The 14,388-nt window shown below is 38.9% G+C and carries 13 protein-coding genes; 12 read left to right on the plus strand and 1 reads right to left on the minus strand.

The genetic code is table 11. The annotated features are described in order from the left end of the window. The first annotated feature begins 106 nt into the window (after positions 1-106). The 8 genes from AC25Y5_RS00440 to AC25Y5_RS00475 all read left to right on the plus strand — a co-directional run bounded on the left by AC25Y5_RS00440 (position 107) and on the right by AC25Y5_RS00475 (position 7,513). The gene (locus tag AC25Y5_RS00440; RefSeq protein WP_488138601.1) at positions 107-526 is read left to right on the plus strand and encodes a hypothetical protein; all 420 of its coding nucleotides are present in this window, start codon (positions 107-109) and stop codon (positions 524-526) included. Then, on the plus strand, positions 526-996 hold the full coding sequence (locus AC25Y5_RS00445) for a hypothetical protein (protein WP_488138602.1): 471 nt from the start codon (positions 526-528) through the stop codon (positions 994-996). The genes AC25Y5_RS00440 and AC25Y5_RS00445 overlap by 1 nt, the downstream gene beginning before the upstream one ends. Positions 997-1,036: 40 nt before the next feature. Further along, complete coding sequence (locus tag AC25Y5_RS00450; RefSeq protein WP_488138603.1) at positions 1,037-1,615, plus strand: SCO family protein; 579 nt, start codon at positions 1,037-1,039, stop codon at positions 1,613-1,615. Positions 1,616-1,732: 117 nt separating this feature from the next. Continuing rightward, positions 1,733-2,455 carry a hypothetical protein gene (locus AC25Y5_RS00455; protein WP_488138604.1) on the plus strand — a complete coding sequence of 241 codons (723 nt, stop codon included), beginning with the start codon at positions 1,733-1,735 and terminating at the stop codon, positions 2,453-2,455. 47 nt (positions 2,456-2,502) lie between these two features. Then, a complete protein-coding gene (locus AC25Y5_RS00460; protein WP_488138605.1) occupies positions 2,503-2,793 on the plus strand; it encodes a hypothetical protein in 291 nt (96 codons plus the stop codon). Between the two features lie 18 nt (positions 2,794-2,811). Next, a complete protein-coding gene (locus AC25Y5_RS00465; RefSeq protein ID WP_488138606.1) occupies positions 2,812-3,114 on the plus strand; it encodes a hypothetical protein in 303 nt (100 codons plus the stop codon). Between the two features lie 19 nt (positions 3,115-3,133). Next, the gene (locus tag AC25Y5_RS00470) at positions 3,134-6,775 is read left to right on the plus strand and encodes a multicopper oxidase domain-containing protein (protein WP_488138607.1); all 3,642 of its coding nucleotides are present in this window, start codon (positions 3,134-3,136) and stop codon (positions 6,773-6,775) included. A 63-nt stretch (positions 6,776-6,838) separates the two neighbouring features. Continuing rightward, the gene (locus tag AC25Y5_RS00475) at positions 6,839-7,513 is read left to right on the plus strand and encodes a hypothetical protein (RefSeq protein WP_488138608.1); all 675 of its coding nucleotides are present in this window, start codon (positions 6,839-6,841) and stop codon (positions 7,511-7,513) included. Positions 7,514-7,580: 67 nt separating this feature from the next. Here AC25Y5_RS00475 and AC25Y5_RS00480 read toward each other — a convergent pair whose 3' ends face one another. After that, positions 7,581-8,162 (minus strand): hypothetical protein, encoded by a 582-nt coding sequence (locus AC25Y5_RS00480; RefSeq protein WP_488138609.1) that lies wholly within the window; start codon positions 8,160-8,162, stop codon positions 7,581-7,583. Between the two features lie 227 nt (positions 8,163-8,389). Here AC25Y5_RS00480 and AC25Y5_RS00485 point away from each other — a divergent pair, with 227 nt between their 5' ends. The 4 genes from AC25Y5_RS00485 to AC25Y5_RS00500 all read left to right on the plus strand — a co-directional run bounded on the left by AC25Y5_RS00485 (position 8,390) and on the right by AC25Y5_RS00500 (position 14,387). Beyond that, complete coding sequence (locus AC25Y5_RS00485) at positions 8,390-10,138, plus strand: EAL domain-containing protein (protein ID WP_488138907.1); 1,749 nt, start codon at positions 8,390-8,392, stop codon at positions 10,136-10,138. A 243-nt stretch (positions 10,139-10,381) separates the two neighbouring features. Then, positions 10,382-12,607, plus strand: coding sequence for an RNA polymerase recycling motor HelD (gene helD, locus AC25Y5_RS00490; protein ID WP_488138610.1), 2,226 nt, complete (start codon positions 10,382-10,384; stop codon positions 12,605-12,607). Between the two features lie 219 nt (positions 12,608-12,826). Beyond that, complete coding sequence (locus AC25Y5_RS00495) at positions 12,827-13,621, plus strand: basic amino acid ABC transporter substrate-binding protein (protein ID WP_488138611.1); 795 nt, start codon at positions 12,827-12,829, stop codon at positions 13,619-13,621. A gap of 55 nt (positions 13,622-13,676) precedes the next feature. Beyond that, positions 13,677-14,387: an amino acid ABC transporter permease gene (locus tag AC25Y5_RS00500; protein WP_488138612.1), complete on the plus strand. Its 711-nt coding sequence runs from the start codon at positions 13,677-13,679 to the stop codon at positions 14,385-14,387. The last annotated feature ends 1 nt before the right edge of the window (position 14,388 follow it).

The raw sequence follows: 14,388 nt of genomic DNA on the forward strand, positions 1-14,388 counted from the left end.
ATAGTCTATGTAGAGGGGATGTAAATTGATAGGGTTACTATGCGTTATCCACTAAGACAAGTTTCGTTTGCACCTCCTATAGCATTACTTATGTAGAGGTGGGGCCATGTCTGAAACTGCAATCTTGGTTTTTATGTATGTGGATATATGCATATTTCTTGGTTTTTATTTGTATTTACGTAGAATCAAGAAGCTTATCGGGTTTCAATTAGGGATGAATATTAGCATTGTTATGGGGGGCATGATTGCTTTACTGTCTGGTGTACTACTGATACTCCAATATCCCTTTCATTTCACCTTAGTTACCGTTATCTCCACACTGGCAGGATTACTAACTGGAGCATTGTTTGGTCTGTTATTCGATTATCAAACGTTCGTGACGGGTTTAACGAATGGAATAATCATTGGGTTGATGTCACCGATGATCGGAACAGTTATAGAAATGCCATCGTTGTTTATCTGGTTCATTCATGGATTTTTGGTTTTAAGTTTATTCACTATTTTTATTTCAATTAAAAGGTCGTGATGTCAGCCTTGCTACTCATCTTCCTATTGTTTATCTGGAGCATATTTGAAGTAAGTTCTGTATATAGGATTTTTAAAAAGAAACATTTATTATTTGATGATCGTTTTACGCAGACGATGTGTATGGCCATCACCATGATATCTTCATTTGTCTTGGCACTTTACCTTAAACTGTTGCTTCCAGCAGATCTAAAGGCTTTTTATCTCCTTCCTATAGTAGTTGGATTATTTATCGGTTGGAAATTCGGTTCAACCATAAAAGCCCCGGCTGCTCTAAACGGTATTTATAACGGCGCAATGGGAGGGATTATGGGAATGATGCTCGGTGCTGTTCTTCAAAATCCAGCTCTGTGCAACATCCCAATCGAGTCTGAAGCAGTGATTGCAACAAACATGTATAGTCTTGCTATTTTCACTGCTTGTCTTCATGCGCTCGTAAGTCATTTCATCCGCTACTCATTAAAGGTGTAATATGACTTCCTTAAATGAAGAGACCGAGGGGAGAATTCTAGTGAAAGTATTTATAGGTGTACTCTTATTAGTTATCGGATTCACTGCATTCTATTTCTTATGGCCAAAATCAATCGATTTGCCGAAAATTGGCACTGTAGAGGAATGGACACTGACTGAAGTGAGTGGAAAAGATGTGTCCATTCAAACAAAACCGAAGCTAATTACTTTCTTCTTTACAAACTGTCCAGACATTTGTCCTACTACAATGTGGGACTTAAAAGATTTGCAGCAATTAATGAAGGAAAAAGGTATTTCAGAAAATAAGTATCTTATCCTAGCAGTCACGTTAGATCCTGAATACGATACGGAAGAGAGGATAGTACAGTATAAGGAAAATTTTGAAATTGATAGCCCCAATTGGTTATTTTTAAGAGGTTCGGAAGTAGAAACAAAGAAATTTACTCAATACTTCAATTTTTTCTATGAAAAAGGTGAGGGGGGATTTGTAACTCATTCAACGTCTATGTATGTAGTGGATACAAATGATCGAGTTAGAGCTTATCACGATATGGCAATAGGTAATAAACGAGTGAATATCGAAGAAATTGCAGATCATTTGCAGAAGCTATTAAAATAATCTGCAGATGCATTCTCTTGAAGGAGGTGAAATATTCCGATTTTTAATTTTTCATTATTCATTCATTCATTCGTTATTCATTCATTATGAAAAAGGAGTAGTTTGGAGGTAAACACGGTGCAAGAAGATCTTGAAATTTTGGAAACGGAAAAGAAGACAGAGGAACAATCGAAGAGTCCTCCATCTTTTTCGTCTCCAACAAGTGCAGTTTCCTTAGAAGAAACGAGAATTCTTACAGAATACAATAGTCAGAAAAATTTATTTAACGTAGTTAATCGGGATGAAACACGCAGGAAGCCTCTTATGTTGAAACAGTTTTTTAAAATGAAACGAAATCAACAAGTGGTAGTATCTTCTGTTATCGAAAAAGATGTAATTGTGACGACAGACGGAAAAGTCGCAACAATCGGAAGAGACTTCGTAATGCTAACTAACCTTCAAAAAAGAATTTGGATCCCATATACTGCAATCGAATCCGCAAACATACCCTTCGGTTTCCCTACCTATTCAAACACCCATCAACACTTTATATATGATAACCAGTTGCAGCAAAAGCTCGTGCTCCAATTCGGCGAGACAGTGGCTAAAAGGGAAGCGCTAATTAAACAGTTTTTTGAAGAATCTTTACGCACAAATCTCCACTCATGGGGAGGAATGTGGGTAGAAGTGAAAATGGCTGATAAAGCATTTTTTGGAAAACTAACAAAGACGACGAAAAAAGAGCTATTCCTTCAATTGTTTAAGACAGAGATAGTTATCAAATTAAGCGATATTCGATATGTGTCTACGATTGGAATGTTTCCTATATGGAAAAAGGTGTTAAAGTCTATTTTTAAATAAACGATCAAATGAATAGTAATAAATTTTGAAAATGGGAGGCATTATGATTGGAACAAACTGAAGATAAGTTATTTTTGGAATTGAAAAAGTGGATGGGGGAAGAAGTGCTTGTTATCACAGAGGCAGTGCAGCTTAACTTATTGGGGCAAGTATTTCGACCCGTTTTCGCTGGAACAATCTTCGAAGTCCATCAAGGGCATATAACGCTGTCGCCCGTCATCATTAAAATGGTAAATGCTCCATTTTATAAATTCCCGTTTCCACTAAGTATTCCGCTTGAGCAAATTGTCTCTTATTCAGTTGAAGTGCCTAGTGACTTGGTATTCCCATTAGCATAATAGAGGAGCGATGATCGAATGATTAACCAGAATGAAGCTAGAACAGTTAATGCCACAACAGTTAATGCGACAAGAGAGGTAGCTCTAGTCAATCATTTTAGTAAAAATATTGGGAGAAGAGTTTTTATATTGACTGAATCATTTCCATTTATGTTTATAGGGAAAATAAAAGAAATACTTGGAGATATCGTCGTATTAGATGTGCAAACGACATCAGTACCAGCTTTAGAAAAAAAAGAATGGTACGTGCATATCGATTCAATTGATGTGTTCTATATTGAAACGGGGACTGGAGCAAAAATTCCTAATTTAAAAGATTAGTTAGAAAAGAGGTGTCATTATGATAAGAAAGTACCATGTAGTAGCCATTCCGATTCGAATCGTCTTGAATACATTTGGCGATCATAATCCAAATGGAATGATGTATGTGTTAAAAGAAAATGAACAGAAAGTAAAGGAGTTAGTCAAAAAAAATCTATTCACTCCAGTTGATGTTGTTCAGCCTCTTGTGATCCGGGCGAATGAAGGAGAAACAGTGGAAATTTTACTTGAAAATAAACTATCATTTAACATAGGTATGCATTTTCAGCAAGCAGAGTATGAAGTGGACCAAGCTGACGGAGCGAATGTTGGACTAAACAAAGACAGTACAGTAGCTCCTTTCGATTCGATTTTGTATCGAATAAATGTTGTGAAAGAAGGAACATATTACTTTTCTGATTTAGGTAATCCGTCCAGCAGTGAGAATGGTTCCAATTCAAACGGTCTGTTTGGAGCGTTGTTTGTCGAGAAACGTTTTTCCTGGTGGACGGATCCTGAGACTGGGAAGCTGATGAATAGTGGCGTGTATGCTGATGTTCATCATCCGATTTTACCTTCCTTCCGGGAATATGCTTGGATTTTTCATGATGAAATGGAAGTGGATGATTTAACCGGGAATCGTCCCATCAATCATTTAACGAATCAGGATGAGGAATCATTTCACGGTGCTAATTACCGGTTCGAACCGATAAACAGGCGCCAACAGCTTATCGCAGAAGGGGTCGTTGGTCCAAATACTGAAGGAGAAGAAGTTCACCATGATTCATGGGTATTTGGCGATCCATCCACACCGATTTTGCGGGGATATGTAGGAGACCCTGCCAAAATACGAGTCATGCACGGCGGTACAAAAGAAACACATGTCTTTCATTATCATGTTCATCAATGGTTAAGCGATCCGCAAGACCTCGAATCTGAAATTTTTGATGCGCAAGCGACCAGTCCACAGTCTCATTACACGGTTGAACCGCTATATGGTTTAGGTAGTTTGCAAGGTTCTTTTGGTGATGCTATTATTCACTGCCATCTATATCCACATTTTGCGGTTGGAATGTGGGGAATGAACCGGGTTTTTAATACGCTTCAAGATGGAAGCCAGTGTTATCCTAATGGTGTTCCCATTAAATCGCTACAGCCATTGCCGGACCGAAAAGCACCGCCAAAGCCGACAAAATTAAAACCTGGATTCCCGAATTTCATTCCTGGTAAAGTTGGACACAAAGCGCCGCGGCCACCACTAGGTATAAAAGGCGGGCGAGGATTGACTGAACTGGAGCGTCATGCGGCGATTGAAAAGCCGAGACCTGGGGCGGTATTTGTTGATCCTTGTCCTGAAGAGGCACCGGTGAATGAATTTAGCTTCTCGTTAATCGAGTTACCAATCACGTACAACAAACACGGTTGGCATGATCCAAAAGGACGGATATATGTTCTCGATAAAGATTTAGAAGATGTTTGTTCAGGTAAAAAAGAACCGGAGCCCCTCGTAATCCATTCTCCAGAACATACTTGCATTAAAATTAATTTCACGAATCGTTTGCCTCATATTCTCGATGGTGATGCATTCCAACTTGTCACAAGAACGTACGAAACTGGCTGTCATATCCACTTTGTCAAATTTGATGTTCTTGTGAATGACGGAGCGAATGTCGGATGGAATTATGATTCCTCCGTTTTGCCGGGTGAAACAATACAGTACTCCTATTATGCAGATTCCGAATTAAAAGCATGGTTCTTCCATGATCATTTATATCCAAATGCTCATCAACAGCATGGTGTATTTGGATCGGGTGTTATTCATCCTCGCTTTACGAAATTTCTCGACTCAACATCAGGAGAGGAAGTCGTTCATGGCACACAAGTTACTGCGACTAATCCATTAATTCCTGATTACCGTGACTTTGTGTTATTTGTTCAGGATTTTGCCTTGTTGTTTGATAAAAATGGAAAACCGCTCCAACCGCCAAAGTTTCCAGGTTCTGAAGATGACCCTGGATTATTCGGTGTAAATTATAAAAACGAACCACTGCAATTTCGTTTAGGTCCGGATTGCGACCCTGCTTTTACGTTCAGTTCCTATGTGAATGGTGATCCGATTACCCCAATTTTGAAGGCTTATGAAGGGGATTCGATACGCTTTCGTCTCCTTCAAGGAGCTCAAGAAGAATCCCATAGCTTTAATGTCCATGGATTAAGGTGGATGAGGGAGCGCGGCAGTCTGAATTCTAATATGGATGAGCAACAGCATATCGGTATTTCAGAATCGTTTACGATGGAAACGTTTATTCCACGAGCTGGAGATTATTTGTGGGCGTTCGAGACCGAAGAAGATTTATGGAACGGACTTTGGGGGCTAATTCGGGCATTTGACGAAAAGGTGCCGGATTTAATTCCTTTAACGGACCGACCAGAGCCATTAAAGCGAACAAAACCGCTGCCTGAATGTACTGGAACAAATCCGCCGCAAGCAGAAGACCCCACATTAGTTCCTGTCGAAAATGGGCCAATTCGGTATTTTGATATTGTGGCTTTTCAACTCCCGATTATTTACAACGATTTCGGTGATCACGATCCGAATGGAATCATCTTTGCACTCAAGGAAGATAAGGATGCTATTTTAAAAGGAACAAAAAGGCTAGAGCCGTTAATCATTCGGGCCAATGTTGGAGATACAGTAGAAGTGACGTTGACAAGTCAATTGAAGCTCGATTTATTTCCCTTCAAAGATGGCATATATCCTTATCCAGAGGTGAAAGAGCAAGCCTTTTATCCACCGTCTTTACGTATCTCGCTGCATCCTCAATTGATTCAGTATGATGTGAAAACCTCGGCAGGCGAAACTGTTGGGTTCAATGGCGACCAAACCGTTGGACCGGGAGAGAAAAGGACGTATCGCTGGTGGGTAGATCAAGTGGGGGCATGTGGCATGTGGGATATGGCAGATATCCGTAACCATAAATCTCACGGTGCCTTCGGGGCGTTTATTGCAGAACCGAGGGGAACGGAATATTTGGATCCATATACACTAAAGCCGGTTCGCACTGGAGCGAATGTCATTTTACGCAACCCATTTTTACCGGATATAAGGGAATTTGTCATCATCATGCATGATGGAGTAAGACTGCTTGATAAAAACGATCGGGTTATTCTCGACCCAATTGCTGGAATTCTCTTGCCACCGATAGATGCTGAAGAAGAAGTAGTTGATACGTATGATCAAGGATCGAGGGGCTTTAATTATCGAAGCGAACGATTAATTAATCGTTATCAAAAACATCCGGTGTTGCACGATTTATTTAGTTCACATGTGTTCGGTGATCCAGCTACTCCGCTGTTTGAAAGTTATGCAGGGGATCCAGTAACAATTCGGTTGGTCACGCCAGCAGAAAGACGAAGGTCACACACGTTCCATCTTCATGGTCATCGCTGGCGTTTTGATACCAAGGATATTAATACTCGAACAGAATCATTTGTTGGATTTAACGTAGCTGGGGCTACACGGAACATGGAGCTGTTGGGCGGGGCTGGTGCTTACGGGAATTCCCCAGGAGATTATATGTACCGTTCTGGAAATATTCAATGGGACATCGAGCAAGGCATGTGGGGGATTATGAGGGTGCACAGTGAGCCAAATGAACACTTACCACCGTTAGAGCAATAAAGAAGAGAAGAGAGTATTCTTCTCTTTTTTCTACATAAATGACTTAAGAAAGGAGGTGAGAAAATGGAACAAGAACAAAAAAATGATTTTTATATTCCAGAGCGATGTTGTCCAGAACGATTTCCTTCTCCGCGACTCCCTTCCCCCGTGGACTGTCTGCCGACAGAAGTTTTAGAAAGAGTTATTGAAAAAATTAGAGATGCAAATGAACTGCTACTGGATCTTGCATTAGCAGATGAGCGGTCGCCAGAAGAAACATTTCAAAAAGTATTTGACGGATTAATCGGTTTACGAGTTGAAATTACAAATCAACTAAGTGAGACGATTGAAGGAATAGTAACCTTAGCTGGATTTACTTTTGTCGTCCTACAGGAAGAGGGAATTGTTTCAATTTTGCCTTATAGTCAAATTGAAACGATAAAGCCTTCTGGCCGATATGCAGAGCCTTATCCTGATCCAAAATTAACCGAGATAGATCCTTGTTTACGTCGGAATTTAACATTTAACTTTGGTGAGGTCGTTTCGTCATCACCAGAATTAATTCACTTATTCTTCAGAATTCAGTTAGATATTTATTTGCTTATAGTAGAAGCTAAACGAATTCAAGTGAAAGTTGACGGTTCAACAGTGGAAGGGCTTCTAACAGACGTGAATAAAGAAACGATTGTTTTAAAAGTGGAGGATGAAATAAATATCATCCCGATAGATAAGATTTCACTCATTACAATTAATCGATAAAATAAAAAAGTCAGCCTAAATGAAGTGTCGCTTCATTTAGGCTGACATGCTATTTATATTGAGAAATTTAACAGCATGTGCATTGACGATGGCAAGAACCAGTCACTTTAATATTTGCTATCTTATCAACGGAAAAGATCCATGACTTACCTTTTTCATGTTTCCTTTCTTCATACTCCTCATCAAGTTCGTTTTCTTCTTCAGGTTTTTTCTCTGTTGACTCTTTGTCCAAGTCTTCCTCGAAAGCCTCATCTATTTCCCCTTCAACATGGTCGGGGCTTTCTAACGGAAAGGTTTCTTCTACAAGTACTTCAACAAAATTGGAACCTACGGAGACAATCGTCCCTCTGACTGTATTTCCGGCTTCTAACTCGAACTCAGCTTCGCACCATAGTAGCTGACGCAGGCGGAAGTTTAACCCGTCTTGTAACCCGCTTAGTCGAATTGAAAAATCAGTATCGCATAAGTCTTTACGGCAACTGCAACGGCTACGGTGACAGTGGCAGGAACATCTTTCATGACAGCCTTGAAGTGGACTACATTTATGCGAACAACATCGCGAACACGAACGATTTTTGTAATCAAGGTCGTAATCATGGTGATGACTTGCTTTTTGACAATGGCAGTCCGGATAATAATGCTTATCCATATAATAACCTCCTTTCTTCATTCTTATTAGCATATGAACTTTTAAACAAAATCAATGGACAATAAACCTACACAACGAGCACTATTATGTAATTCTATTTAAAATTGAAAGTCACTTATCAGTTTACAAATTCTTTACGTAAAAATTACCTTCCTGTGATAAAGGATTAATGAATAGTATATATACTAATTATAATGACCTATTGAATGGGGAGAGTACTATTGATCATGTTAAAAGAAAATCATTTGCAAGAGTTACTTTTCAGCATCATTCGTAACAAAGACATTCAAACGGTCTTCCAACCGATTATTTCTTTAGAAGATGGTGAGGTACTGGGGTATGAGGCTTTAAGTCGAGGGCCAGTCAATACGTCATTACAAAACCCTGAAAAACTTTTTACTTATGCAATGGAGCAGGGGCAACTTTGGAATCTGGAACACTTATGTCGTTCAAAAGCATTGGAATCTGCTCACAAACTTCAATCAGAAGGCAAGTTATTTTTAAACGTAAACCCAAATATTATGAGTGATCCAAAATTCAGGCATGGATTTACTAGAGAATATTTAAGTAAATTTAATATGGATTCGGGAAGAATTGTTTTTGAAATAACGGAAAGAGAAGCTATTTCCAGACTGTCCCACTTTAAAGATACAATCAATCACTATAAAGAGCAGTTTTATCAAATTGCAATTGATGATGTTGGATCTGGCTATTCCGGCTTGAATATATTAACAGATATTCACCCTCACTTTATGAAGTTGGATATGCATTTAATCCGCAATATAAATAGTGATATAACAAAACAGTCGCTTGTGAAAAGTTTATGTGAATTTGCGTCAATTTCCCAGATAAGTATCATTGCTGAAGGAATTGAAACAACGGAAGAATTGTCTAAGCTTATTGAATTAGGCATTCATTTTGGTCAAGGCTACTTTATCCAGAAGCCAAAATCCAACCTATTACCGATAAGGGAAGAGGTAATTACATTGATTGTAGATGAAAACAAGCGTAAACAAAGTAAATCTAGGAATCGAATAACGGATACATTCGTGAAAAAAATAGCGACGCCCTTAGTAACGCTTGACGAAACGATGTTAATCGATGAAGTCAAATCATTAATGGAACTAGACCATACTCTACCGGGCTATTGCATCGTTAATCGAAATAGGTTGGTGGGTGTCATTACACGAAATCAGTTACATTTTAAAATTAGTGGTCCTTATGGATATAGTTTGTTTAGCAATAAGGCAATAACAGAAATAATGGATCATGACTTTTTACAAGTGGATGTCAATACACCCCTTCACAAGGTTTCAGAGCTTGCGATGAAGAGAGATCCAAAACGCCTATATGACTTTATTACTGTAACGAAGAACGGACAGTATTATGGAATTGTAACTGTGAAAGAATTGTTAGAGAAAACGATGGAAATTGAAGTTAACTTTGCGAAACATATGAACCCGCTTACCGAATTACCGGGGAATTTATTAATCGAGCAACAGTTGCAGCACTGTATTGAAACAACAGATGGTTATGGTATCCTTTATTTAGATCTAGATAATTTTAAACCATTCAACGATGTTTATGGTTTTGAAAACGGTGATAAAGTGCTTATGAAACTTGCCGATATTTTAAGGGGAATTGTGTTACCGACTGAATTTGTAGGACATATTGGTGGAGACGACTTCATCGTCGTTGTATCCTCAGAAAATAGTGTGATGTATTGCGAGCAAATTATAGACCAGTTCGAAGCATCCGTTAAACAGTTCTATAATAAAAAAGACGTTGAAAATGGATGGATTGCATCAAAAAATAGACATGGAAAAGATGAGTTGTTTCCATTGTTGACAATTTCAATCGCCGGTATAATGAATCATCATTTTCAAACTACATATGATTTGGCAAAAACGGTGAGTGAAGTGAAGAAACAATGTAAGCAACTAATGGGCAGTAACTTTATATTTGCAGAAAACTAAAAAAACATAGAAGCAGAAAAGCCGTTCATCATTTAGTGATGAACGGCTTTTCTTTCATGTAGGAGAATAGATTTAATGATTCATTTCCAGTTTTGAATGCTTTAGTACTGCGCAAAAGTGGATTGCACTGGGTTGGTAACAATGATAAAATACAATACTATCCAATTTCCGCAAAAAACTGTCAAACGAAATGAAACGAAATGACAAAAATAGAACGCAAATACGTAAAATGGAGGGCCTGTTATGATGCAGAAACATCCTGATTTCGAATTTGAATCGGAACGTTTAGATTACACAAAACAATATATGCAAAAACTTCTGGAAGAATCAATTCGTGATGTGAAATCTTCTCAAGAGCAGATACGACAGTCCATGGCAGACTTGGATTATTTAGACTCAAGTTTAAGCTACATCAACATTTTAACAAACGCTAGATTTTTTGAAATGGCCCGATCCCAAAGAGAAGGGCTTGAAGCGATTCAGCAAAAGCCCTATTTTGCCCGCATTCATTTTCAAAAGGAAGATGAAGCAGATGAAATGCTTTATATCGGCAAGACTTCTTTGTTCCACCGTGAAACGCAGGAGCCCATCATTGTTGATTGGCGGTCGCCTGTGGCAAATGTTTATTATGATGGTAGACTCGGTGCTCTTTCTTATAAAGTAAGAGATGAAGAATTCGAAGGACACCTTTATTCTAAACGGCAATACCGAATTGAAAAGGGCGAGTTGCTTGATATCCGTGATGTGGATCTGACAACGAATGACGAACTTTTACAGGAGGCACTTGCGGGAAAAGCTGATACACGACTAACTGAAATTGTATCGACGATTCAGAGTGAACAAAACGCCATCATTCGAGCAAATTTGAAACAGCCCATAATTGTACAAGGGGCAGCCGGAAGTGGAAAGACCACAATCGCTCTCCATCGAATCTCCTACTTCCTCTATACAATGGGTGAAAACTTTCCGTCTGAAAAATTGATGATTTTGGCACCCAGTAAGTTATTCATGGATTATATCGCGGACGTACTGCCAGAACTAGGAGTAGGACGTATCTGTCAGACTACGTACACGGAATACGTGCTGAACGCGACAGGGCTAAAACTGAAGCTGACAGATCCGGATGCAAAGCTAGAACTGCTAACTGAATCTGAAACCTTAGAAAAGGGTTTGCTATTTGTGACACGCTTAAAGGGTTCACTTCAATACAGGGGAATGATGCAACGTTATGTAGAAAAATTGGAACTCGACATGGCTCAACAGTTTGAAGATGTCTACATTGAAAAGTATCGAATCGTGAAAGCCTCCCGTTTGAGACAGCTCTTTCTCAAAGATTTTTCATATATGCCAGTAGAAAAACGAATTGAGCGGATTAAGATCATCATCGATGGTGACGTAAAGCGAAAACGGAAGCAGCTTATGAATATGCTGACAACAAAATACGATGCCGCACTTGATAAAGCACTTTACGGAATTCGGGATGAAGAGAAACGGAGAACCAAGCTCACAAGAATTCTGGAGGAGCGTGACGAAAGGCTTCCCATCATTGAAAAGGAAGGAAAAACGACTACTTCCGCCTACATGCGTAGATTCAAAAAATTTAATGTGAAAAAATTGTATCGGGATTGGCTGTCAAATAAGCAGTTGCAAACAGAGCTCGCGCCTGAGTGGTCCGACAGTGAGAGAGAGGCTTTTTTCACAACACATGAAAAAGAAACGTGGGAAATTGAGGATTTAGCAGCTATTTATTACTTGCATGCGTTATTAAAAGGAGTTGCGGATAAGTGGAAGATGAGGGTTGTCTTCATTGACGAAGTACAGGATTATAGCGAGTTTCAGCTTGCCGCATTACAAGATGGACTTGAGACAGATATGTTTACGATGGTTGGAGATCTAGCCCAGGGAATCCATAGTTATAGATCATTAACATCATGGGAACCTGTTAAGACATTATTTCCGCGAGCAACTTATACGACACTTCAAAAAAGCTATCGGACAACAATTGAAATAATGAATCTGGCCAATCAAGTGCTTACGCAGATGGATGAAGAAATGCCGCTTGTAGAGCCTGTCGTACGCCATGGGAGAGATCCTGAATTCTACGATATGCCTGAGTTTGATAGTGTCAGGATTAAGGGCATCTATGATGGGATTATTGAACGCGGACATCAATCAGTAGCGCTTATCTGCAAAACACGGAAAGATGCGAAGAAGATTCATAGCCATCTGGAAAAGTTCGGGATGCCAGTCCAATTGCTCGGAGAACAATCTGGTATCAGCGATGAGTGTCTACTCATCATTCCAAGTCATTTGGCGAAAGGGCTAGAATTCGATGCGGTCATTGTTGCCTCTTTTAACGAGCCATTCCGCAATCACTATATCGATCGGAAATTGCTTTATGTGACTATGACTAGACCGATGCATGAACTGCATATTACCAGTGCTACAAATATGGTTAGCTTGCGTTGAGTTACGAAGCGATTTAACGCACGATGGACGAAGTGTTAACTATATTTCTTATCCATGACTCTTATACTATAGAAATACCTGAATAATTCAACTTCATATCTCCAATCTCCCTATTGTATAGGAAAGACGACTCGTATATAATAAAATTACTATCCTGAACTTTCGGATAACTCTATCGGTTTGTGTTCGAAAACTCGAAAATACAAGGGGGAAAAAAGAATGACAAAAAAATTGCGCATTTTAACTCTAGGACTATTATTGGCAAGTGTAAGCATTCTATTATTTGCCTGCGGAACAGCTGAGGAAGATTCTGGGACATCGACACATGGAGCTAGCGAAAAAAGAGTATTAAAAGTCGGGACAGATGCTACGTATGCGCCGATGGAGTACATGGATGAAAAAGGTAATATCGTAGGTATCGATATTGATATTGTGAAAGCGATTGCAGAAGCAGCGGGATTTGAAGTTGAATTTAAAAACTATGGTTGGGAGCCTCTTTTTCCAGCATTAAAAGGTGGGGAAGTAGACTTCGCAGTTTCTTCAATCACAATTACGGATGAACGGAAGGAATCGTATGATTTCTCTGATCCCTATTTCATAGCGAATCAATTGATTCTAGTTCCTGAAGATTCAAAAGTCACGAACTTTGAGGAATTGAAAGACAAACGAGTATCTGTTCAAATCAATACAACGGGTCATATCGTGACAAAGGAACTTTTAGGGAATACAAGTTCTAAAATCGTTGCAACAGAGTCTATGCCTCTAGCAATTAGTGAAATGATCAACGGAAATGCTGATGCATCCATAGGCGACAATGCAGTCATTATTGATTACAAAGCAAATAATCCGAACGTAAAGGTTAAAACGATAGAAGATGACAGTTTCGAAAAAGAGTATTATGGATTAATGGTTAAAAAAGGGAATGCGGAAATACTTGATATGTTAAATGAAGGAATAAAGAAAATAAAAGAATCAGGGGAATTGAAGGAAATCACAGGATTTGATGTTGAGTAATCGTTTTTATTAAAACGGTTTGCATACAGCAAGTCATTACATGGGAGTGATTGAATTGGATTTCCTAGATATAAGATGGGATATGATTTGGAACTATCGCGAATTGTTCATTCGTGGAATAGGAATTACTTTAGCACTTACCATTGTTGGTTATTTGGGAGGTTTTGTATTAGGCCTATTCGTAGGCATGGGGAAATTATCCAAGAAAAAGTGGATTTATTACCCTTCCAAATACTATGTAGACTTCTTTCGCGGAACACCATTACTCGTACAGATTCTACTAATACATTTAGCACTTATTCCTGGGATTTTCGGTCACTCATTAGGTTATTTTGTTTCGGGTGCACTTGCTCTTGTTTTAAATAGTGCTGCATACAATGCGGAAATTATCCGAGCGGGCATTCAGTCGATTGAGAAAGGACAGATGGAAGCAGCAAGGTCTTTGGGGATGACACAAAATGTTGCATTGAAAAATATTATACTCCCACAGGCTTTTAGGCGAATGGTTCCACCGCTTGGTAATGAATTAATTGCACTTCTCAAAGATTCTTCATTAGTCACGATTATCGCTGCAAATGATTTATTATATGCAGGGAAAGTAGTCGCGGGAGCTTATTCAAGATTTTGGGAACCCTATATCACGGTAGCCATTCTATATCTATGTCTAACGTATATCTTTGGAAAAATTATAACGTATGTTGAAAATCGGTTCAGTAATAGTTATGTTCCCACACAAAGAAAGAAAATATTTTCGAGTAGGCGTTAAG

The organism is Sporosarcina sp. Y1011 (assembly GCF_057669885.1).